The organism is Fervidobacterium pennivorans (assembly GCF_001644665.1).
GTDB lineage: Bacteria > Thermotogota > Thermotogae > Thermotogales > Fervidobacteriaceae > Fervidobacterium > Fervidobacterium ngatamarikiense.
Window position 1 is genome coordinate 237,273 of sequence record NZ_CP011393.1, and the last position, 22,540, is coordinate 259,812.

The window sequence follows — 22,540 nt, forward strand, 5'->3', positions numbered from 1 at the left end:
AAATTTCATCTTACCTAAAACATAAAACAAAGACGGGCATATGCCCGCTGCATCTTTGCTCTCTGGTGGGCTCGGAGGGGATCGAACCCCCGACCGTCCGGTTATGAGCCGGATGCTCTGCCAACTGAGCTACGAGCCCACAAACCTGGAGGCGACGGAGGGATTTGAACCCTCGAATAGAGATTTTGCAGACCTCCGCCTTAGACCCCTTGGCTACGTCGCCCCGTTGCGTGTTACATTCTATCACATAACCTTTCACCTGTCAACAGGGTAGGTAAGCTTCAAAAAGCATATTATGTGTTAAAAATGCAAAAAAGAACCCTCCTCAAAATTTCTATCCTGAGGAGGGTCCTGTAATGCCTATTTTATTTGTTATCCTTGTATCTCCCAGTATAGTCCTTCATCTTTCCAGTAGAATTTCACCTTTTGACCTTCCTTGACTTGTTCATCAATTATCAGTTCAGCGAGCTTGAACTCTATTGTGTTTTCAAATAACCTTCTAAGAGGTCTTGCTCCCATTGTTGGTACGTAACCTTCCGTTGCCAAGTACTCCTTCATTGATTCATCAAGCTCCACGATGATGTTCCTATCAGCAAGCCTTTCGTTGAGTTCCTTGAGATAGATATCGATTATTTGCTTAATGTGTTCTTTCTTTAGTGGTTTGAAAACAACTGCTGCATCGATTCTGTTAATTAACTCTGGTCTGAAATACCTGCGCATTTCCTCTTCGATATGCTTTGGTATAGCACTTTCCAAACCATCTTCAATATCCTGGATTATTATGTCTGACCCTATGTTACTTGTCATTATGATTATCGTGTTCCTGAAATCAACCGTCGTACCCTTACCATCGGTAAGTCTTCCATCATCGAAGAGTTGTAGCAACACGTTGAAGACTTCTGGATGCGCCTTTTCGATTTCGTCGAAGAGCACGACACTGTATGGTCTTCTTCTCACCTGTTCCGTGAGTTGTCCTCCTTCTTCGTAGCCAACGTATCCCGGAGGCGCACCGATTAACCTAGCAACTGAGTGCTTTTCCATGTACTCACTCATATCGATTCTGATTAGTGCCTTTTCACTACCAAACAGCACGTCGGCTAATCTCTTTGCAAGTTCTGTTTTACCGACACCTGTTGGACCTAAAAACAGGAACACACCGAGTGGTCGTTTTGGATTTCTGATACCTGCACGTGACATCTTTATAGCATTTGCCACAACTCTTACTGCTTCTTCTTGGTCTACGAACTTTTCGTGGATGAGCTTTTCAAGGTTCTTGATTTTTTCCTTTTCGTCACCCATAATCTTACCAACAGGTATTCCTGTCCAGCGTTCAACGACTTTTGCAATATCTTCATCAGTTACTTCCTGTTTACCATCTATTTTCGCACGAGCTGCAGCCTCATCTACTAAGTCCACAGCCTTATCCGGCATAAACCTGTCTGTAATGTACTTTGAAGCTAACTTTGCAGATGTTTCAATAGCCTTGTCGCTAATCTTAACTCCGTGGAACTCTTCGAATTTTGGTCTGAGCCCTTTCAAAATCTCAATCGTTTCTTCGACCGAAGGTTCTGAGACGAATATGACCTGGAACCTTCTCGCAAGAGCTTTGTCTTTTTCTACATGCTTCCTGTATTCCTCAACGGTAGTTGCTCCAATTACCCTAAGTGTGCCTCTTGCCAGCTCTGGCTTCAGAATGTTACCGGCATCCAGTGCACCTTCAGCAGCGCCAGCTCCAACAACTGTGTGAAGCTCGTCGATGAACAGAATAACATCAGTTCTTTTCTTGAGCACGTCTATAAGTTTCTTGAGCCTTTCTTCGAATTCTCCTCTGAACTTCGTTCCAGCAACTAACCTTGCGAGGTCAAGTTTAAGAATTGTCTTGTTCTTCAAGAAATCTGGAACATTTCCAGATACTATTCTTTGAGCGAGCCCTTCAACAATTGCTGTCTTACCAACACCTGGGTCTCCTATGAGAACTGGGTTATTCTTGATCTTTCTACCAAGAATTTCTATCATCCTGTTGACTTCGTTATCTCTGCCTATGACAGGCATCAACTGACCGTTCTTTGCCATTTCGGTTAAATTCTCAGTAAATTTGGCAAGAACGTCGATGTTTTCCTCTTCAGAGTATGTTCTCTTCATTCTGAGTTCTTTGATAGCTGTATAGAGCTTGTCTTGTGTGATTCCATATCTTGCCAACAACCTGTAGACAGTCGTTTCTGGAACTATTGCCATAGCAAGGAGTAAGTGGTCCGTTCCGACCTTTTCGTCACCCATGCGTCTGGCTTCACGTTTCGCCTCGTTGATGACCTTTGTAGTATCTGGTGTGACGTAGATTTGTCCTGTGCCACCAGAAGAGTAGTAATAACTTCCTTTGGATGTGATAGCACGTTCCACATCCCTTCTCAATCCGTCGATATCTACATTGAGATGGCTCAGAATATCGTAAGCTGCGTTTTTCGAGTTCTCCAACATGGTCAAAAGTATGTGCTCAGGCGCCATTTGGTTTTGCCTGTAACGATTTAACACATCCGTTACAGATTGCAATATCTCCTGAGCGTTTTCTGTGAATTCCTCAAGGTTGAATGTCATATCAACCACTCCTTTCTTTTCTTTCTATTTTGTTTAATTTGCGTTTCCGATGATAGTATAACATATTATCACTCAAATGTCAAGAGTGCTAATCAAAAAGTTTAAAATTTGTCACGCGAAAGTGATTCAAAAACATAAATTTTTCTGACTTGATTTTGAAAATTGTAATGTTAGAATTTAATTGGTGATTGTTCGATATGCTAACTTATTTTTAGACCAATCAAGGGGGTTTTTACTCAAAACCATGTCCTATCGACCCAGTTCATATTCAATCGATTCTGCAACTCGCTTAATTACTATTTTTACGTTCATAGATGGGCTTGCACAAGGTATATACGGAACTATTTTCAATCTGATGCTCCGCACTTCAGGCATGCCAACTTCGCAAGTTGGGCGTATTACTTCATTCTTCCTCTGGGGTAGTGCGTTACTTGGACTTGTGTTTGGTATCATTGCAGATAAGATTAACAAAAAACAATTAATGGTCACCACTCATCTTTTGAGTATATTCTTTGGAACGTACAGGGCCATTTCTCCTTCACTTATTCATCTTGGCATCTCTTCTTTTCTCTTCGGTGGTTTTTCAACAGCAACATCTATTGTTCTTTCCACACTTTTGATAATAAAAACTGCAAGAGAAAGCCGTAGTAAGGTACTGGGTCTTAACTTTGGAATAGGTATGTTCACTGGAGTTTTGGGAAACGTATTAGGTGGGGTGTTAGGGGATGCCTTCCCAATTAGGAACGTATTAATTGTAGCGAGTTTATCGAGAATCGTCGCACTCGTTCCTATCTGGAAATTGAGGTTATACGAACCAAAATACGAAGGCAAAAAGGGTGGAGACACCAATGCGTTTAAATTCTTTAGCGTACTTAATAACTTAGATAGGCGTGCGACGAAAGTAACTCTTTATTATTTTCTTTCAACAATGAGTGTTGGATTTGGTGCCGGGTTGTTTGTAACTTTTGGTAATGTTATATTCTACGATATATTCCATATGAAACCATCGTTGATAGGACTCATTCTGGCATTGGCTCAGTTAGCTACGAGTATTGGTGCTGTGTTTTCTTACAAGTTAGGGAAAAGGTTCGGTGAGATGAACGTCTTAATCTTTTCGTATGTCTTTGTACCCATACTAATTGTATTGCTCAGCTTTATAAGAGAACCGATAACCTTTACCTCTGTGTATATACTCCGCTTTGCGGTAATGAATATGGTCGGTCCTCTTTTAACCGCTTTAGTATTTTCTAACATTCCACCAAGTCTTCTTTCTTCAATTAATGGTATGAACTCGTTTATAAACAACGTTGCACGTGCTCTCTCAGCAGACCTATTTTCCATACTCACCAAATACAGCAACGGATACACACTCATTTTTGTTGTAAGCTCGATTTTCTACTTTTTGAACGCTTATGTTATGATTAGAATGTACAAACACATTTCAGAGTAAGAATTCTAGTTTATACAAATTGGGGGAGATACAGTGAAAACATTTGACGAATGGTCAAATGGCAAAAAACATATCGACGAAAATGAAAGTACCAAGCTTCTCACCAGAGAATTATTTAGATTATCCCTTCCCACAATGCTTGGTTTCGCTATACAGTCTTTGTACGATATCGTGGATATGTTTTGGATTGGAAAGATTTCCTACAAAGCCATTGCAGGAATCGTCATATTCTCTACAATATTTTGGTTAGTCGAAATACTCAACGAAATCATAGGCACTTCTTCCGTTTCGTTGATTTCGCAAGCTTATGGGAAAGGAAATTTGAAGCTAACGTCACTAATAATAGAACAAACGCTTATCTTTAAAGCTATAGTCGCACTCATTGCTTCAGGGTTACTGTTGTTGTTTTTCAAACCTATTGTTAGCTTCTTCTCTTCGGACACAGATGTTATTAACTCGGCAATTCACTATGGATACATCCGCATATTTTTCATGCCTGTATTTTTTATGACCTACTCCACATTCACGGCACTAAGAAATATAGGTCGTGCATCACTTGCAACACTCACTATGGCAGCAGGAACTATCGTGAACATAGTGTTGGACCCAATATTTATATTTGAAAAGATTCCATTCCTCAACATCACAGGCTTTGGTCTTGGTGTTTCAGGTGCTGCGTGGGCGACAGTGATTTCTACGTTTATTCCCCTTGTCTGGGGATTGTATCTACTTTTCCGAGGAATAGAGGGCGTAAAGATTTCCATAAAGGGGCTCTTATCGTTAGATAAGAAAATAGATACAAAACTTATCACCATAGGTTTACCATCCGGTGTTGAAATGCTACTTCGGAATCTTTCTTACACTGTATTAATCAAAATTTCCTCACTTTTCGGTTCAGAGTACGTAACGGTTTTTGGCATCATTGAACGCATGTTTGGGTTTGCCGTTATCCCAATATTTGGTTTATCTATGGGGGCAAGCACACTGGTAGGCTTCCAGCTGGGGAAGAACAATGAAAAAGGTGCCAAGAAGGCAACGATTCTGGCAACGTTTTACAGCGTTATCATTGTTTCTCTTTTGCTCGTGCCTTTACTATTATTCCGAGAATCCGTTTTTGTTCTTTTCACATCAAATGAAAACGTAATAGAAATTGGTGCAAAAAGCATTCCATACGTTGTCTTTGCGTTATTTATGATATCCTTCAGCGCAGGACTTTCCAGTGCATTCTTTGGTTCGGGAAAGACATCAATTCCCATGATAGCGGGGATTTTAAGTCGATGGGGTGTTATGGTTCCATTCGTTTTGATTTCCACATTTGTGCTCCGTTTAGGACCTATCGGACTGTGGCTGGCATTTCCTGTAACGGAATTTGTTGAAGTTTCAGTTATGTCTATTGCATTTGTTAAGTCTAACTGGTACAAAAAACGTGTTATTTAGCTTGGTTTTGTTGTTGGACAGCGAAGTTAAAAAGTAGTTGAATAAGGTATATAACAACACTTATTGAAAGCGCATAAACTAACAGGCCTAGATTTCCTCCGAGCTTATCAAACAACATTCCTCCAACAAGCGGACCAACACCAAATAAAAGCCCGATGACCATTTCATGCAAAGCCCCTTGTTTGCCGTGTTCTTCTTCCTCCGACAAAAGTCCGTAAAATATGGCGAACGTGTACGGAACTGCGTAAGTGAAACCGGCAAACAATGCTGTAAGGAAAAACATTAGAGGATTTTTGGCAAAAAAGGCTATAATTCCTGTCATTGGAACAACCGACAAAAGTATGCCACAAAAATATTCGTTTCCTACCCAACCTTTCCAAGATTGCAAGATAACAAAAGTGAGCAAAACTCCTATATTTGCCCCCACAGTCAAGAAACCTGCATTTTCCAGCTTCAGCCCAGCAAGCATCATCAACTTAGGGAAACTAGCCAGAACAGATGTGTAAATCAAACCACCAAGGAATAGGATAATTCTGTATTCCAGCCTGAGTTTTCTCATCGCGTTTTTGTTCGTCACTACGGATGCGTTTTGAGAATGCTCTAGAAGTTTTCTGTAAGGGGTAAATGTAATAGTATCTCCGAACTTTTGGTAGTCTAAAGAAACAAGTAGACTTGTCATACCCGAGATTATCAAACCTAAAACAAATATAACACCTGGCGCTCTTACGGTAAGAAAAGGACCAAACGCAACGCCAATTATATTTCCCGTACTCCAGGACAACGTGAATCTGCCTGTTATCGATGGTGGGTCTATCCTCAGTAAGCTTTCAGACTTAGCAATCAAGCCTTCAACTTGTGGAAAGAATGCCCCAAAGAAGATACCTTGTAAAACTGCAAAAATAACTAAACCTTCGGGGTTGTTAGCAAAAAGCCCGAACATTGAGACAATGAAAAGATATACAGCTAAAAAAGAAATTGTCCTTTTGTACCCGTATCTTGTTCCAACGTGTCCCAGTGTCACACTTGCCATTGCGTAGGCTATAGATAAAATAAGGTTAACAAGACCTATCTGAGTAAAAGAAAAACCCAATTTTGCAGCAGTTGAGTTTATGTAAGTGCTATAAAGGTATGCTTGAACAGAGATTACAAAAGAAAGAAAATGATACTTGTGGAAAATTTTCTGCCTGCGCACTTTTTGCACCCTCCATCTAAAAAAAGATACTGTTAGAAGAATTCCTTCGGATCCGCGAATGAGTACCCTTGAGAAAGAATGTAAGGCACAATTTCTTCGAGGATTTTCAATGCTCTTTTCCCTCTGTTACGCCCGTTGTGCAACAATATTATAGCGCCAGGTTTAATTGCGGATTTAAACATCTTAATAATCTCCTCATCAGGTTTGTCAAACCAATCTCCTGCAACACTCCAATTCATAGTCACATATCCGTATTTCATTGCTATTTCTCCAACCCAATCTGTGTAGTAGCCCTCCGGCATTCTAAGAAATCTTATCTTAGCTTCAGGAATTATATCTTTTACATTTTCCTCGGTTTTATCAAGGTCACTAATTAACGTTTGCTTCATCTCTTCCAAACTTGATGTTTTCTCCAGTTTATAAAAACTTCGATGGCAATAAGTATGGGAACCTATTTCATGTCCCTCTTCGTACTGCCTCTTTAACACGTTGGCATAACCTTTCACTGTATCACCAGAAACAAAGAATATAGCTTTGATGTTATACTTTTTCAAGAAATCCAGAATCTCTTCAGTATAACCTCTCTTTTTCGTATTACCAATCTCCCTAAATTAGTACTACACTTCACTATAATTATATCCAAGACTTCGGAATCAATAATTATATTGCATTGACGAAAACTTAAAAGCATGTTACAATAAATGTGGAAACATATTTCCTATATCCTGGAGGGGAGCTCCTGAATGCGGGGCTGAGAGGGGAACGCCAAGTTCCCGACCCTTCGAACCTGATCCGGGTAATACCGGCGGAGGGACCAGGAACCAGGGTAACGGAATAAATAATAAAAAGCCTTTTAAACCTTCCCTCCGCTTAGTTGAAAATGCAAAAGCGGAGGGATTTTTTATTTCAAGAACACTCACATTTTGAGATAGTGTTAACTTGTAGTGATGAAAGAGTGTAATTGTGAAAGAATGCGATTGATATTGCCATTGTGCGTTTTCCAAAGATTCTTCACTACACAAAAGCCTTGAATGTATTTTGCTAAATTCTTCGTATTCTTCAGCCCTCGCTTGAGTCGGAAAAAGTCTTTCAACAATGAAAACTTAGATTCACATTGATTGTTTTTACCGAGCGGTACCACTACGTGATTGATATTTCTGAACAACAGCTTTACTGCACTTTCATATGCACCAAGTCCATCAGTAATAAGTTCAATGCTTTTAGGTTCTAAATTACCAAAGAACTTCTCGAGCAATACTTTGACTTGTCCCATATCACGGTACTTTGAGACATGCCAACAAAGAATTAAGTTAGTTTCGTGATCAACTAATAGCCAAACATAGTACTTTTGTTCTTTGAACACAAGAACAGTTTCATCAGCATGAACTGAGAAAACATTTTCGATGGTAAATGTTGGGAAAAGTACAGAGAATAAAGTACACAATCTAATAACCCATTTGTATATGGTGAAATGAGATACTTTGATATTAAGAGAATGAGCAAGAGAGCGATAAGACATATTGTGTTTCATATACAAAACGAAAGCTTTTAAGATGAAGTAGATAGGGAAGCGGAAATATTTAAATTTCTCAGGAATAAGTGAGACTGGTTCAGGAAGGTTAAAAGGAACTCTATCTTTTGTACGACAAGCTCTACAACGGAAGACAACGAAAGAGCGACGGACTTTGTGAATTTCCATAGCTTTACCACAAGAAGAGCATTTGGGATATGGGAAAGAGAAGTTTTTGCGTTTGTGAGAATGGGAGAGTTTGAAAGAATGATGGCAGAGTTTGCAAAGGAATTGTTGGTTACCGTATTTGTCGTGACCGTTTTTGTATAAGTTGGTGGAACCGCATTTTGGACAAGAGAGTGTTGAGTTGTTCATATCGGGGAACCTGCTTTGTCAAGAGATGGTTGGGGGGTGTCCCCTATTTATAAGGATAATACGGTTTTTGGAAAGTTTCAATACTTTTAGTTAACATTATCCCATTTTGAGAAGGAGGGTCTAACATGAAACGATTGCTCAAGCTAGCTGTATTCTTTTTGCTAATAGCAACGGTCTTTGTTTATTCCGCAGAGCTAGTGATTTACACATCTGACAGTTTTGCAGGTGGAATTGCAAAGGTTGTCGTTCCAAAATTCGAGCAGATGTATAAGTGTAAAGTTAAAGTGGTAAGTTTTGGTTCTATGGGAGACGTTTTGGCAAGACTCATCGCCGAAAAGAACGCACCTAAGGCTGATGTTGTTATCGGTTTAAATCCTCAACAACTTCAAAAAGCGATAAAAGAAAACTTGTTGCAAAAGTACCGTGCCACCAATTCGAAAAACCTTGTCTACAAAGGCTTTGTTAATGACTACGGAACAGTTTACGATTACGGTGCTTTAGCGATGATTTACAACATCGAAAAGATAAAGAATCCTCCAAAATCTTTCAAAGACCTTTTGAAACCTGAATACAAAGGCAAGTTTGTCCTTATCGACCCAAGAACCTCCAGTACAGGTCTAACATTCCTGATGTGGACCATTGCTGCACTCGGAGAAGACGGTGCAATGGAATTTTGGAAAGAAGTCAAGAAAAATGTATTGACATTTACAAGTGGATGGAGTGCAGCATTCAAAATGCTTGAAACAGGCGAGGCAGACATGATAGTAAGTTATGCAACAGACGGTGCTTACAGCATGTATAAATATGGTTCTATCAAATACATGCCCATAATCTTCGAGGAAGGTGCATACGTACTCGAGGAATATGCAGCTATCGTAAAGGGTGCAAAGAACTTAGCACTCGCAAGGGCTTTCATAGAGTTCATGCTCACCCCAGATTTTCAAAAGGAAGTACCACTGAACCAGTGGATGTTCCCAGTTATCGATGTCCAGCTACCGGACGTATACAAATATGTACCAGCTGTAAAGAAGATACTAAGGCTTGACCCAAGTATTAATGATAGGTTGGATGAGATACTGAAAAAATGGGAAAAAGCAGTTATTGGATAACAAAAAAATAAAAAATAACATAATTAAAAAATTAAAAAGCCTCTGGAGTGCGAACCGCCCCAGAGGCTTTAAATTTTGAAGAACTTCTCAGAAAGGAAATGATTAAAGCTTTGAAAGTTGAACAAAAATGCTAGTAAGTTGGTCTAAACTTGTAGAACAGCCATATCAGTCAACTTATCATTGGAGGTGTGTAAATGCCAGCGAGGAATCTTCTTTTCGTTTCCTTACTTATAGCGACACTGCTAATCTTTCCATATACTTTCGGTCAGTTTCTAAAAGTAGGACTTTTATTAGGTGAACCATACGCGTATTGGAGCTCAACTAAGCTTTCTGGAATAGAATACGACATTTGGCGGGTTATCGGAGTTGAATTGAACATGAATGTGGAGTTCTACGTGCTCCCGTTCTCTGTACTTGACGTTTCGCTAGCTCCAAAACTCGGTTTAGACGTAATCGCTGGTGGTATCCATATGACCGATGAAAGAAAAAAAGTCTTCAAATTTACCCAGCCGTACATTAATTCAGGACTTGCGATAGTGATCAGAAAAGACGTTAAATGGGATGGAGATATCGAAAAAATCACTTTTGGAGTGAAGAAAGGCGCTACCGGTGAGAAAATTGTCCAAGATTGGGTCAAATCCGGCAAGAAGATAAAATACTCGACCTTTGTATCAAACGAGGAAATTGTAACTAACCTCCTCATCAAAAAAATAGATGGTGCATTCTTTGATTATATCAACGCTTTGTACCTATCGAAAAAATATGGGTTCCAGGTTCACAAAGATTTGATTTACTCCATCAACATAGGTGCGGTTGTGCTAAACATTTCTTTAGAGAAGAAACTAAATGATGCAATATCTAAACTTGAATCAGTTGGAACGATAAAGCGCATACTTGCATCATACATTGGAGCCTTTTAAAAGTATACAAAATGCCCCCGGCGAACCAGGGGCATTTTTGCTTTATTCGCTTTATTGGTTACATTTATCTATTAGAGTATTAGTCCTCCATCTACACCAATAACTTGCCCTGTGATATATGATGATTCATCTGAAGCTAGGAACAAATACACGTAAGCAACTTCGATTGGTTCTCCAAGGCGTTTAAGTGCCGCTCTTTCTGCCATCATAGTCAGAATCTTTTCTGGAACCTTTTCTGTCATCGGCGTTTTGATAAAGCCTGGTGCAACGGCGTTAACCCTGATTTGCGCACCCTTTCTCGCAAATTCTTTTGCCCAGGTTTTCGTCATACCAATGACACCTGCTTTTGTTGCCGCATAATTTGTCTGACCTATGTTTCCGTAAACCCCAACAACAGATGATGTGTTGATTATACTACCCTTGCCTGCCTCCAACATGTATGGGACAACGGCTTGTGTCATATTGAAAACACCTTTTAAGTTCACATTGATAACCTTATCCCAATCTTCCTCGGTCATGTTTTGAATCAACGCGTCACGTGTAATACCTGCGTTGTTGACAAGCACATCTATCTTTCCAAATTTTTCAACAACATCCTTCACTACCTCTGCTATTCTGTTTCTGTCTGTTACATCAAGCTTGTAGAAATGTATATTCGGATGTTCATATGTTGCTTCACTTACGTCACACGCGATAACTATTGCTCCTTCCTTTGCAAACAATTCAGCAGCTGCTCGTCCAATCCCACTACCTGCACCGGTAATAATACACACTTTGCCTTCTAATCTCATCATCTAACCCCCTTATTTTTAGAATATTACTCGATATTTTCAACAATTACTGCCGTACCCATTCCTCCACCGATACAAAGTGTAGCCAAACCATACTTTGCATGCCTTTTCTTCATTTCATAGAGCAACGTTACTATAATCCTGTTCCCACTAGCACCGATTGGATGACCGAGTGCTATCGCCCCACCATTGACGTTCGTGCGCTCAAGTATCCAATCTTTCGAAACTCCAAACGCTTTCTCCCAGCCTTTTATAACCGCAAGGCTTTGCGCAGCAAACGCTTCGTTAAGTTCGATGAGTTCTATATCCTGGAATGACAAACCTGCTTTTTTAAGTACTTTCTCCGTTGCTGGAACAGGTCCAAAACCCATCCTCATCGGGTCTACACCAGCCTGAGCCCATGCAACAATCCTGCCCAGCGGCTTAAGTCCTTTCTTTTCAACATACCTTTCACTTGCAAGAACTATAGCACTTCCTCCATCGTTTATTCCACTTGCGTTACCTGCTGTAATCGTTCCATTGGGCTTAAATGCGGGTTTTAACTTCGCCAGCGATTCAAGTGTTGTATCGAAACGCGGGTATTCGTCCGTATCAAAAATTTTTACACCCTTTTTGTCTGGAACTTCAACTGGCACAATTTCGTCTTTGAACTTACCTGCCTCGATAGCTGCCTTTGCCTTCATCTGACTGTTGTAAGCAAATTCGTCCTGTGCTTCACGAGATATGTTGAATTCTTCGGCAAGTGCTTCAGCGGTAAGCCCCATGTGCACTTTATTGAAAACATCCGTAAGTCCATCGAGTATCATGTGGTCTTGCAATTCTTGGCTTCCAAACCTCAGACCGAACCTTGCACGATAAGAGAGCAAAAATGGAGCTTGTGACATATTCTCAATTCCACCTGCGAGCACTACATCAGCCTCACCAAGCTCGATGTCACTAGCACCTATCATGACCGCCTTCATCCCACTACCGCACAGCATATTGACAGTGTAACCTGGCTTCTCAACAGGAATGCCCGCATAGATACCTACCTGTCTACCCGGTCCCATACCTTGCCCTGCCGTTAGAATACAACCTACAATAGTTTCGTCAAAATCCTCAACTGGTATTCCAGCTTGCTCTATCGCCGCCTTTGCTGCAATTGCACCAAGCTGTGGTGCAGGAATATCTTTCAAAGAGCCTCCAAAACTTCCAATAGCCGTCCGTTTTGCACCAAGGATGTAAACCATACAAGGACCACCTCCACCTCAAATATGAAAATACATGATAGTAATACATGAATCACCTGTCACATTATCTATCTCAATTAGACCATTTTTAACATTGCGATGTCAAAGGATACGTTCCTGCGATAAGAGCTGAAATTCAATGCATTATATCAAAAAAAGGTGTTGCTAACCTTAGTTGAGTTTAAATTCCCTTTTTTAAGAAAATTGCTACGAAAATTGCTACTCTGATATCTTACAGTTGTGGTATAATTTATACATGTCAACTATCAAGGTATTAAGAGTGTCTACTAATTTTCAGCTTTTGTGAATTCTCAACAAAAAATTCTATTAAAGAAGGAGGGACCACTATGCGAAACATGAGTATTTTCCAGAAAATTTTGGTCATAGTGGCTGTGCTCGCCATCGGTATGGTTGTTATTGGTATTTATTCGGTGCTTTCTTTACGTTCTAACATTACCGAAAAAACAAAACAAAACCTTCAAGCGTTGGCGGAAAACAGTGGGGAAAACTTTTGGAATTTTATTGAACAACATTCCAAACTAATCGACCTGCTCTCCAAAGATGCAAACGTTATGGGCGTTTACAAGAATGAATACCAAGAAGATGTTTGGATGAAAAAGCTGTTTTACAGCGTTGTTAAAAGCTATCCCGATGTCATGTATGTCTACGTGGGATTGAAAGATAAACGCATGTATTTAGTACCTGAAGAAACGCTCCCAGAAGGATACGACCCAACCTCAAGACCGTGGTATCAAGCAGCTGTGGCAAAGCCAGGTCAGATAATCATAACTGAGCCATATGCGAATGCATCAACAGGAAAACTCGTTGTAACAATAGCAAAAACCATCCAAACCGATGAGGGTATCGTTGGAGTAGTTGCACTCGTCTTTGATATATCAAAGCTTACCGATGCTCTTCTATCGAAGGGTAAAGAATTAGGATACCTAAATGCAATAGTATCTGCTGAAGGTAACATCATAATGCATTCTGACAAGACGTTGATTGGCAAGAACGTAAAAGACACAGAATTCTTCCAGAAATGGGTCTCCGGTCCGGATAGTGGGGTGTTCGGATACACGTTCAACAACGCAAAAAGAATCACAGGTTACAAGAAACTTCCAAACGGATGGATTTATGCAACGTTTGTTCTTGAGAAAGATTTGATGAAAGAAGTCAATTTGCAAACGCTAATCAACGTCTCCATAACAATTGTGGCTATTGTATTAGGTGTTATTGTAGCACTCTTCATAAGTCGAGTGTTTGTTGTTAAACCTATTAATTTTATTGTTGATAAAGCAGAAAAAATAGCTAACGGTGACCTTACAGTCAGAATTGATTATTCATCTAAAGACGAGATTGGAAAACTTGCTGCAGCATTAGACAAGATGGTTTTGGCACTTAGGGAAATAGCAACGACCATTGAAAGGGATTCTCAGACAGTTAAACAAGAAGCTTCGCAAGTTGCTGTTATATCTGAAGAAGTTAGTGCAACAATCGAAGAACTCACAGCACAGGTTGATAGTGTCAATTCAAATGTTAACAACGCATCTGCTGCGATAGAAGAGATGACAAGTGGAATAGAAGAAGTTGCAGCAAGTGCGCAGAATGTTGCCCACGCTTCTCAAAAGCTCAGTGAAGAAGCGCAAAAAGTCTCGCAACTTGCGAGCGAAGGTCAAAAAGCAATCCTTTCAATCGCAGATGTTATCGTTCAAACAAGAGAAAAAGCCGATGTTACGTTCCAAATTGTAGAAAAACTCAGTGAGAGTGCAAAGAACATAGGTGAGATTGTTGATACGATAAATTCCATTGCTGAACAAACCAACCTACTTGCTTTGAACGCAGCGATAGAAGCTGCAAGGGCAGGAGAAGCCGGTAGAGGTTTTGCAGTCGTTGCGGATGAAATTAGAAAACTTGCAGAAGAAAGTAAACAGGCAACTCAAAATATCGCAAACATACTCCGAGGTATCGTTGATAATAGTATGAAGGCAAGCGACGCAACAAAGGAAACTGTTGAAATTGTCAACAAGGCATACAATGAATCAGACTTGGTGAAATCACAATTCGAGCAGATTCTTCAAAGTATCGTACGTATGTCACAAATGACGGAGAACCTTGCAGCCAGCGCACAAGAGCAGAGTGCGGCGGCAGAAGAAATGAGCAGTGCTATGGATAGTGCAAGTAAATCGATGGTCAGTGTGGTTGAACAGATGAACGAAGTCACAATGGCAATAAAACAACAAGCGGATGCTATATCAAATGTTGCAAGGACTGCCGAGAACCTTGACGCTGTTGCGGAAAAACTTGTTGAAACGGTGAGAAGATTTAAAATTTAATAGCTAAAATTCAAAAGGGCTCCCGGTATTATTGGGAGCCCTTTAATTTTATCTTGTCCGTTGTTCAAACCACCTTATCTATCCTCCTAAAGCCTTCACCGAGAACATACCTCGCTTCTGTGACGATAACGAACGCTTCAGGGTCGATATGACGAATTACGTTCAGCACTTCACCAAGTTCTCTGCGCTTTAGTGCTACGTAGAGCACGTCGATATCTCTACCCGAGTAAGCGCCCTGCGCTTTGAGTATCGTTGCACCGCGTTCCATTTTCTCAAGGATGTATCTTTTAATCTCATCCACTTTTTTTGAGATAATCATCATCGTTACGGAGAGTTCAAGGCCTTTGAGCACAAAGTCAATGGTGATACCATTTATAATTATCGCAAGCAACGCATACATGGCGATTCTCGCGTTGAACGCAAATCCTGCAAATATACCTATAGCGAAATCAACCATAAGTAGCGTTGTCCCTATCGGCGTGTGGAAATATTTCGAAATTATCTTTGCTATAATATCCGTGCCACCCGTTGATGAGTTGTTCGCAAACGCTATAGCCATACCGATGGATGCTAATACGTTACCAAAAAACACAGCAAGCATTAAATCTTCACCAGTATATTTCGGAATATTTATTATTCTGTCAAACAAATCGACAAAGAAGTTCAAAGCAAACGTTGAGTATATCGTCTTGAAACTGAAATCTTTACCAACAAGTAAAAAGCCTAACACGAAGAGGACAACGTTAATGATGTACATCCAAATGCCCACAGGAACGGTGGAAATCAACTTGTGCAGAATCATTGCCATACCACTCGCGCCACCTGCTGCGATGTTGTTTGGAATGAAGAATATCACTAGTCCAAGCGCGGTTAACATAACACCTACCGTAGAAAGCACATACTCTTTTATCTGTTCTTTCAAATCGAAATCTTTCGAAAACTTAACCATATCCTTTCCCTCCTCGTATAATAAGTTCGGTAAAAATTAAAATTGGTCTTTGAAAATTGAATGCATATTTTTTAACACCTCTGGTAAAATAGTTTCAGGTTGCCCCTCCTTGAGACTTTGTTCTCTTAAATAAGATTGCCTAACTAGAGTACAGCTTTTTACTTGCCGGAAAATGTTTTGCCTCGTTTTCTTATGTACCGCGAGGTTGTAAGGCTGTACTCAATCCGGAGGTGATTCCTTTGGCTATTTTAGCTATTGATGTCTCAAAGAACTATCTTTCTTTCTTTTCTGATTTCATCGGTAGTGGGACTGTTGAGAACTCTCCTCAAGGTATTGTTGAACTTTTTAACAAAGCTTTTGCTTCTTCTTCCGATTTTTCTCTTGTCCTTGAATCAACTGGTGTTTTTTCTTTTAATGTCGCTAACTTCTTCTTTCAAAACAACGTACCTGTCTTTTGGGTTAAAACTGATAACATTAAGCTCTATCGCAAAATTCTCAATCGTCCTAAAACTGACAAAATCGATGCTGAACTTATTTTCTCTATCGCTTCTAAATTTCCTGAGTCTTTAGTCCCTTTTGTCAATAACTCATATATCATCTCTGAGCTTCGTAATCTCACCAGACTTTATTTAAAGTTCAACGAAGATATCGCTCGATTGAAACTTAGGCTCTATTCGTATGTTTCTCTTTATTTCCCTAAACTTGACTTTAAACTAAATAAGACTTTCGAATGCCTGCTTAAAGATTATACAATCGAAGAAATCGCAAACATGCCAATTGAAGAGTTATTTGAATATATTGCGAAAATTTCCAGACACAATGTCTCTTCACAAGTCTTAGCAGAAAAACTCCAAACTCTTGCTAAAGATGCCTTGAGGTTGTCTGTTAATCCTTCAAACACTCTGAGAATATCTATTGTTTCCACTATCGATTTGATACAGCACTATGAAAAACAAATCGAACTAGTAAAGAAAGAAATAAGTAAATTACTTAAAGTAATTTCGAACACACTAACAACAGTCAAAGGGATAGGAGAAATAACTGCAGCTGGAATTATAGCCGAAATAGGAGACATCAATCGTTTCGAAAAAGCCTCAGCGTTAGCATCATACGCAGGGCTTGTATGGACAATCAATCAAAGTGGAAATTACAAATCAGAAAACAACCAACTAACGAAAAAAGGGAACAAGTATCTAAGAACATACCTAGTAATGGCAGCGAACGGAGTAAAGACATACGATCCTGTATACAAAGAATATTATCGCAAAAAGTACGCAGAAGCAACAACACACAAACACATGAGAGCGCTAATATTAACTGCAAGGAAATTAGTAAATTTAGTGTATTATTTACTAAAGAACAACGTACCGTATGTACCGATGAAATAGGTAAAAAGAACGAAATCAAGTATGTGAAGAATGAAAGTGAAATATTAAGTTATTGAAAGTCAAAGTGTTGACTAGGTTTTTTATTTTTCTATTTTTTCTCCTCTTGACTTATTACCGGAAATCTTCCTTGCCATATTTTTTGTTTTTTCCTTTTTACTTCTGCATTTTCCGTGATATGATTATATCAGAACAACCTAAAAGTTCAAATTTATCAAAAGGAGAGGCTAAGTTGGTCTTAAAATTAAAAAACATCAACGTATCTTACGCAAGTAAGCAAACACTGAAGAATATTTCAACATCTTTCGAAACTGGAGAAATTGTCATGATAATAGGAGCAAACGGCTCTGGGAAATCAACTTTGCTGAAAGTTCTCGCCGGACTAATAGATTACAATGGTGAAATCATTCTTCCTGAAGGGATAAACGATGTATCTGAAATCACGGGGTACGTTTTCCAAAACCCTGAGACCCAAATCATCGGTTCAACCGTTTGGGAAGACGTGATATTTGGATTGGAAAACATAGGCCTCGACAGAAAGGAAATGGAAACAAGGGCAAACTATGTTTTAAATCTTTTGGAACTCGCAGAGTTGAAAGATGTAGACCCCTACTATCTGTCTGGTGGGCAAAAGCAAAGGCTTGCAATTGCATCGGTACTGGCTCTCCAGCCTGAGTTTTTATTGCTCGACGAGGTTACAGCAATGCTCGATAAAAACGGGAAACGCGAGGTTGTTGAAGCCGTTGTGAAATTGAAAGAAGCTGGCAAAGGTATAATTATCGCAACACATGAACTGAACCTTTTCAGCCCCTATGCAGACCGGTGTATTTATATAGACGGTGGAACTGTTGTTTTCGACGGTAATCCCAACGATGGAATAAAGCTTTATCGCGAGAAAGTTCACAGAGAGTTCACTACAAAGGCTATAAACTTGTAAAACGGAGGTGTTCGGTATGGAAGTGTTGAAATTTGAAAAAGGTCCCAAGGCGGTAGGACCGTATTCATCTGCTGTGAAAGTTGGAAACCTTATCTTTTTCTCTGGGATTTTGCCGATTAATACGGAAACCGGTGAACTTGTGAATGATACTGTTGAAAATGCAACGGAGCAAATATTGAAAAATTTGAGCACTATGCTCTCTGAAATTGGTTTATCTTTGAAAAACGTTGTGAAAACAACCATCTTCACTGTGAAATTGGAAGAGTTTTCAAAAATCAACGAAGTTTACCAAAAATATTTTGAAAACTTTACCAAAGACTTCCCGGCAAGAAGTACCGTTGGAGTTGCAAGTCTCCCGAAGGGTGCGTTAGTAGAGATGGAGTTTATCGTACAAGTTTAAACTTCATCTCTTTTTTTCTTGTACGTTTTTAAAAAGTTCTATTCTGTTTTTTATAATTTCATCAGTTTCCTCGTTCGAAAATGGGTTCATAAGTTTATAAGCATACCTCAAAGCTTCGATAGGGTCACCACTTTTTTCGGTGGCCCTCTTTATTTTTTCCTCGAAGCTTTTCATATTAGAAATATCAACAATCCACAACAACAAAACCATAATCAGTGTAATAATGCTTATAGTCACCGGATAGTTCTTAACAGAAGGGAGCGCAAACCCCAGGAAAACACTTCCTGTCAATGCGAGCATTAAATAAGTTTTGCTTCTAAGCATAGTTCTGTTGAATAGATAACTCTTTAAATCATGAATCACATCTTTTCCAACAGGGGTATAGAAATAACGTGAGGGTATTAAAATTATCGTCATTAAGACAATTAAATATGGGTTCTTAACAAAAAAACCAATACCTAAAAGAGTCAGCAAAAGTATCACTTTCGATAGCAAAGTATTCTTCACTTTGATGTTCAAAATGAGACCTGCGAAAAACGCAGTGAATCCGATTAACTCCAAAAGAACGTTAAATCTTTCCATGAATCTACCTCCCTGTTTCAAGCCATGTTCTATTTACTGGGCATCTGAGATAAATATGACCGTGCTGCGTGGTTGTGCAATGTAGTATCCATCTATCTTTTCAGGCACGTCAAGAAAGTCTCTTGGATATTCTTGAGCAGTATCAACAACTCTATACCAGAATTGTCCGTAAAGTGGTGGCAAGACAAATTTCAAAGGTTCAACCCACTGGTTCAGAATAACATAGATATCGTTATCTATCCTCACACCTTTCACAGGGTCAAATCCTGAAATCATGAATGCTATCGAATGTGAATGATAGCTTGTATCTGGTTCAAATGGGTTTACACCATGCCAGGTTATGTCTGTCACAAGGTTTCCAAACTTGTCGTATCTTTGATAAAAGCATTCTCTTTTCAATGCGTTATGCAATTTTCTGCAGTGTATAATTTTCTTCACAAACTCGAACAAATCTTTGTGTTTCTCTTTTAGTGTCCAATCTACCCATGTGGTTTCGTCATCTATACAATAAGCGTTGTTGTTACCCTTCTGCGTCCGGAACATCTCGTCACCCATCAATATCATGGGAGTGCCATGTGAAACCATAAGGATAGCAAAGAAGTTCTTTATCTGTTGCTTTCTTATCTTAATTATATTCTCATCGTCGGTATCGCCTTCAACACCGTAGTTGTAACTGAAGTTCTCATCGGCACCATCTTTGTTATTCTCGCCGTTTGCTTCGTTGTGTTTTTGATTGTAGGAAACCAAATCACGCATAGTAAAACCATCGTGGCAGGTTATAAAATTGATGCTGGCATGTGGTTGTCTATTTGCGTATAAATCCGGGCTTCCTGCAATACGGAGCATAAGTTCCTGGATAGTCCCATTATCACCACGCACAAAACGTCTTACACAATCGCGGTACTTACCATTCCACTCCGCCCAACCTTCCGGGAATTGTCCAAGGTAATAACCGCCCGCTGCATCCCAACCTTCAGCTATGAGCTTCAGTTTTCCAACTATCGGGTCTTCTGCGATATCTTTAAGTAATGAGAAATCCCCAATCCAACGTCCATCTGGCGTTCGGCCAAGTATGGATGCAAGGTCGAATCTGAACCCATCCACGTGCATCTCCGTCGCCCAGTAGCGAAGACTGTCTATTATCATCTCTTTGACTACAGGATGATTGCAATTTAGCGTGTTACCACAACCTGAGTAATTCAAATAATACCTTTTGTTCTTTGGGTCAAGCATGTAGTATATTTCGTTATCGATGCCTCTAAAACAAATCGTGGGACCTCTTTCTCCACCTTCGCCAGTATGATTGTAAACTACGTCAAGAATAACCTCGAACCCGTTCTTGTGCATCAACTTTACAAAGTCTTTGAAGAGAAAAACCTGTTCCCCAAGTTTCAAACTAACTGAGTAGTTTCCGGTAACAGCAAAAAAGTTCAGAGGATTGTAGCCCCAGACATCTTTTAAGCGTTCACCTGTCAGCGGATTTATGTTTGGATTGGAATTAAGGTTGAACTCAAAAATGGGCATCAGTTCTATCGTTGTTACCCCGAGTTCTTTCAAGTGGTCCAACTTTTCGATTATCCCCAAAAACGTACCTGGGAATTTTACGTTCGAAGTAGGGCTTATAGTAAAAAGCCTTACATGCATCTCGTAAATGATGGTTTCGTTCCACGGTATATGGAGTTGTCTGTCATCTTCCCAGTCGTATTTAGAATCGTCTATAACTATGGACCTTATCATACTCTTAGCCGAGTCCAGTGTTGAGAACGAAAGGTCGCCCATTGGTGAGTTTCTGTCGTAACCGTAAACCGCGTCATCGTTCCAATCAAAAAACGTTGTAATAGCCTTTGCATAAGGGTCTATCAACAATTTATTGACATTAAATCGCTTCCCGTTGATAGGGTCATAAGGACCATCTATCCTCCAGCCGTAGTACTGTCCATGTCCAACACCATAAACATAGATATGCCATATGTCCCCGGTTTTGTTCTTCACAGGGTCCAGTTCAAAAACGTGCGATGGTTTATCATCGTAGTAATTTTGGTAAAGTTCTAAAATAACCCTCGTTGCGTGGCGTGAGAATATTGCAAAATTCACACCTGTTTCATCTGGAGTTGCACCAAGTCTTGGATAACCGCGTTTGGTCTTCAAAACAACATCAGGTCCAGGATTTTTATACTGAAGTGGATAATCCGCCATACTTACCACCAACGGTTAGCATTTAAAACGCAACTTTTGGGATATCCAAAACCTTTCTGAAAATCTTCTCTATCTCAGCTTTGTAGTACGTATCCATCTTGAGAACAGCCAATATTGAAAGCGCTTCCGTTACTAGTTTTGTCACATCTTTAATTGTCTCATTTAAAGCACCAGATTTGAGCATATACAATTTTATCATTTCGATATCACTTTCAGACTTATCCTTTTTGTTTATCAGACCTAAGAATTTTTCTTTCTCATCTTCCGCAAGTTTGTCCATCGTTCTCTTAACAAGGATGGTTGCTTTCCCTTCGAGGATGTCGTTAGCGCTTTTCGTATCACCACCGAACGTGCCAAGTATATCATCCCTATACTGGAACGCAATACCTACCTTTTCACCTATTTGTTGAAGTTTTCGAGTCTCTTCTGTTTCCTGTCCACTTGCCAAATAATAACCAAAGAGCATAGGATAGACGAAGGTATAGTAAGCGGTTTTGTAGAGACTAATGTGGGTCGGAATATCATCTCTTAGAGCACTCTCAGTCACATTTCCTGTGAAAAGGATGTCGAGCAATTGACCGTACCCAGTTCTCACGTAACAGTCAGCGAAGAGTTTTAAAAGCTTTTGGAACGGTTCTTTTTCGATACCAAAACCAACTAAATCTGAGAGCTTTCCAAAATAGTAAAAACTTGCTATATCACCAACGACGATTGCAAGGTCTTTCCCTATTTTTTCACTACCAGTTAGTTGTTCATAAATCTTGTGGAGTGTAGGTTCACCTCGTCTAAGTGAAGACTCATCGATAACATCATCATGCACAAGCAAAAACGCGTGCATTATCTCTAATATCCCGGCTAGCATGTAGGCCCTTTTATCACTCTCGTCATCTGTTGAGATGAGGTATCCATAATATGTCAACAACAACAGAAGAGGTCTAATTCGCTTGCCTGGCCTCAAGGTAAACTTAGCAAACTCCTGAGAGTATACCTTCAACGTATCTGGCGTGTTTTCAATTAATTCTTTCAATAAAGACTGAATTGTCTCATTTACTCTCTCTGTCAAATACTGGGTATCAAACCTTTTAACTGCTCTTTCCTCACCCATAGTAGTTTACTCTCTCCTTATTCGAGCATCGAAATACTAGCCATTTCA

At 39.7% G+C, this 22,540-nt stretch carries 18 protein-coding genes, 2 tRNA genes and 1 riboswitch; of the genes, 8 read left to right on the forward strand and 12 right to left on the reverse strand.

The window, feature by feature from the left end:
• Positions 1-63: 63 nt before the first annotated feature.
• From JM64_RS01130 to JM64_RS01140, 3 genes are all read right to left on the reverse strand, one after another.
• Positions 64-139 (reverse strand) — tRNA-Ile (locus JM64_RS01130).
• 7 nt (positions 140-146) lie between these two features.
• Positions 147-223, reverse strand: a tRNA-Cys gene (locus tag JM64_RS01135).
• Positions 224-372: 149 nt separating this feature from the next.
• Positions 373-2,592: an ATP-dependent Clp protease ATP-binding subunit gene (locus JM64_RS01140; protein ID WP_064011140.1), complete on the reverse strand. Its 2,220-nt coding sequence runs from the start codon at positions 2,590-2,592 to the stop codon at positions 373-375.
• Between the two features lie 244 nt (positions 2,593-2,836).
• Between JM64_RS01140 and JM64_RS01145 the strand changes: the two genes are divergently transcribed.
• Together JM64_RS01145 and JM64_RS01150 are read left to right on the forward strand one after the other, a co-directional pair.
• A complete protein-coding gene (locus JM64_RS01145) occupies positions 2,837-4,042 on the forward strand; it encodes an MFS transporter (protein WP_064011141.1) in 1,206 nt (401 codons plus the stop codon).
• Positions 4,043-4,075: 33 nt separating this feature from the next.
• Positions 4,076-5,479 carry an MATE family efflux transporter gene (locus JM64_RS01150; protein ID WP_231882402.1) on the forward strand — a complete coding sequence of 468 codons (1,404 nt, stop codon included), beginning with the start codon at positions 4,076-4,078 and terminating at the stop codon, positions 5,477-5,479.
• On the opposite strand, the gene JM64_RS01155 is transcribed toward JM64_RS01150, so the two are convergent.
• The 3 genes from JM64_RS01155 to JM64_RS09905 form a co-directional block, all read right to left on the reverse strand.
• Positions 5,472-6,671 (reverse strand): MFS transporter, encoded by a 1,200-nt coding sequence (locus tag JM64_RS01155; RefSeq protein ID WP_064011142.1) that lies wholly within the window; start codon positions 6,669-6,671, stop codon positions 5,472-5,474. The genes JM64_RS01150 and JM64_RS01155 overlap by 8 nt on opposite strands.
• 32 nt (positions 6,672-6,703) lie before the next feature.
• Entirely contained in the window at positions 6,704-7,273 is a 570-nt protein-coding gene (locus JM64_RS01160) for a polysaccharide deacetylase family protein (RefSeq protein WP_082868227.1), read from the reverse strand.
• 117 nt (positions 7,274-7,390) lie between these two features.
• A riboswitch (TPP riboswitch) is annotated at positions 7,391-7,502 on the forward strand.
• A 103-nt stretch (positions 7,503-7,605) separates the two neighbouring features.
• Positions 7,606-8,556, reverse strand: a complete 951-nt coding sequence (locus JM64_RS09905) for a DDE-type integrase/transposase/recombinase (protein WP_064011144.1) — start codon at positions 8,554-8,556, stop codon at positions 7,606-7,608.
• 125 nt (positions 8,557-8,681) lie between these two features.
• Here JM64_RS09905 and JM64_RS01170 point away from each other — a divergent pair, with 125 nt between their 5' ends.
• Together JM64_RS01170 and JM64_RS01175 are read left to right on the forward strand one after the other, a co-directional pair.
• Entirely contained in the window at positions 8,682-9,665 is a 984-nt protein-coding gene (locus tag JM64_RS01170) for a thiamine ABC transporter substrate-binding protein (RefSeq protein ID WP_082868228.1), read from the forward strand.
• A gap of 194 nt (positions 9,666-9,859) precedes the next feature.
• On the forward strand, positions 9,860-10,585 hold the full coding sequence (locus tag JM64_RS01175; protein ID WP_064011145.1) for a substrate-binding periplasmic protein: 726 nt from the start codon (positions 9,860-9,862) through the stop codon (positions 10,583-10,585).
• A 71-nt stretch (positions 10,586-10,656) separates the two neighbouring features.
• Here JM64_RS01175 and JM64_RS01180 read toward each other — a convergent pair whose 3' ends face one another.
• On the reverse strand, positions 10,657-11,376 hold the full coding sequence (locus JM64_RS01180; protein WP_064011146.1) for a beta-ketoacyl-ACP reductase: 720 nt from the start codon (positions 11,374-11,376) through the stop codon (positions 10,657-10,659).
• Positions 11,377-11,402: 26 nt separating this feature from the next.
• A complete protein-coding gene (locus JM64_RS01185) occupies positions 11,403-12,605 on the reverse strand; it encodes an acetyl-CoA C-acetyltransferase (protein ID WP_064011147.1) in 1,203 nt (400 codons plus the stop codon).
• Between the two features lie 347 nt (positions 12,606-12,952).
• On the opposite strand from JM64_RS01185, the gene JM64_RS01190 reads away from it, so the two are divergent.
• Positions 12,953-14,938 (forward strand): methyl-accepting chemotaxis protein, encoded by a 1,986-nt coding sequence (locus tag JM64_RS01190; RefSeq protein WP_064011148.1) that lies wholly within the window; start codon positions 12,953-12,955, stop codon positions 14,936-14,938.
• Positions 14,939-15,002: 64 nt separating this feature from the next.
• On the opposite strand, the gene JM64_RS01195 is transcribed toward JM64_RS01190, so the two are convergent.
• Positions 15,003-15,887, reverse strand: a complete 885-nt coding sequence (locus JM64_RS01195) for a YitT family protein (RefSeq protein WP_082868229.1) — start codon at positions 15,885-15,887, stop codon at positions 15,003-15,005.
• A gap of 239 nt (positions 15,888-16,126) precedes the next feature.
• Between JM64_RS01195 and JM64_RS01200 the strand changes: the two genes are divergently transcribed.
• From JM64_RS01200 to JM64_RS01210, 3 genes are all read left to right on the forward strand, one after another.
• Positions 16,127-17,275, forward strand: a complete 1,149-nt coding sequence (locus JM64_RS01200; RefSeq protein WP_011994508.1) for an IS110 family RNA-guided transposase — start codon at positions 16,127-16,129, stop codon at positions 17,273-17,275.
• A gap of 229 nt (positions 17,276-17,504) precedes the next feature.
• Positions 17,505-18,209 carry an energy-coupling factor ABC transporter ATP-binding protein gene (locus JM64_RS01205; protein ID WP_082868230.1) on the forward strand — a complete coding sequence of 235 codons (705 nt, stop codon included), beginning with the start codon at positions 17,505-17,507 and terminating at the stop codon, positions 18,207-18,209.
• 16 nt (positions 18,210-18,225) lie between these two features.
• A complete protein-coding gene (locus JM64_RS01210; RefSeq protein WP_064011149.1) occupies positions 18,226-18,609 on the forward strand; it encodes a Rid family detoxifying hydrolase in 384 nt (127 codons plus the stop codon).
• Positions 18,610-18,612: 3 nt separating this feature from the next.
• On the opposite strand, the gene JM64_RS01215 is transcribed toward JM64_RS01210, so the two are convergent.
• From JM64_RS01215 to JM64_RS01225, 3 genes are read right to left on the reverse strand one after another with little or no spacing between them, the layout of a single operon-like run.
• Complete coding sequence (locus tag JM64_RS01215; RefSeq protein WP_064011150.1) at positions 18,613-19,191, reverse strand: hypothetical protein; 579 nt, start codon at positions 19,189-19,191, stop codon at positions 18,613-18,615.
• 33 nt (positions 19,192-19,224) lie between these two features.
• Positions 19,225-21,387: a glycogen debranching protein GlgX gene (gene glgX, locus JM64_RS01220; RefSeq protein WP_064011151.1), complete on the reverse strand. Its 2,163-nt coding sequence runs from the start codon at positions 21,385-21,387 to the stop codon at positions 19,225-19,227.
• Between the two features lie 22 nt (positions 21,388-21,409).
• A complete protein-coding gene (locus JM64_RS01225; RefSeq protein WP_064011152.1) occupies positions 21,410-22,492 on the reverse strand; it encodes a polyprenyl synthetase family protein in 1,083 nt (360 codons plus the stop codon).
• Positions 22,493-22,540 lie beyond the last annotated feature (48 nt).

Coding starts and splice junctions, on each gene's coding strand:
- JM64_RS01140 (WP_064011140.1), bottom strand. CDS start 2,592: ATGACATTCAACCTTGAGGAATTCACAGAAAACGCTCAGGAGATATTG.
- JM64_RS01145 (WP_064011141.1), top strand. CDS start 2,837: ATGTCCTATCGACCCAGTTCATATTCAATCGATTCTGCAACTCGCTTA.
- JM64_RS09905 (WP_064011144.1), bottom strand. CDS start 8,556: ATGAACAACTCAACACTCTCTTGTCCAAAATGCGGTTCCACCAACTTA.
- JM64_RS01170 (WP_082868228.1), top strand. CDS start 8,682: ATGAAACGATTGCTCAAGCTAGCTGTATTCTTTTTGCTAATAGCAACG.
- JM64_RS01175 (WP_064011145.1), top strand. CDS start 9,860: ATGCCAGCGAGGAATCTTCTTTTCGTTTCCTTACTTATAGCGACACTG.
- JM64_RS01180 (WP_064011146.1), bottom strand. CDS start 11,376: ATGAGATTAGAAGGCAAAGTGTGTATTATTACCGGTGCAGGTAGTGGG.
- JM64_RS01185 (WP_064011147.1), bottom strand. CDS start 12,605: ATGGTTTACATCCTTGGTGCAAAACGGACGGCTATTGGAAGTTTTGGA.
- JM64_RS01190 (WP_064011148.1), top strand. CDS start 12,953: ATGCGAAACATGAGTATTTTCCAGAAAATTTTGGTCATAGTGGCTGTG.
- JM64_RS01195 (WP_082868229.1), bottom strand. CDS start 15,887: ATGGTTAAGTTTTCGAAAGATTTCGATTTGAAAGAACAGATAAAAGAG.
- JM64_RS01210 (WP_064011149.1), top strand. CDS start 18,226: ATGGAAGTGTTGAAATTTGAAAAAGGTCCCAAGGCGGTAGGACCGTAT.
- JM64_RS01215 (WP_064011150.1), bottom strand. CDS start 19,191: ATGGAAAGATTTAACGTTCTTTTGGAGTTAATCGGATTCACTGCGTTT.
- glgX (WP_064011151.1), bottom strand. CDS start 21,387: ATGGCGGATTATCCACTTCAGTATAAAAATCCTGGACCTGATGTTGTT.
- JM64_RS01225 (WP_064011152.1), bottom strand. CDS start 22,492: ATGGGTGAGGAAAGAGCAGTTAAAAGGTTTGATACCCAGTATTTGACA.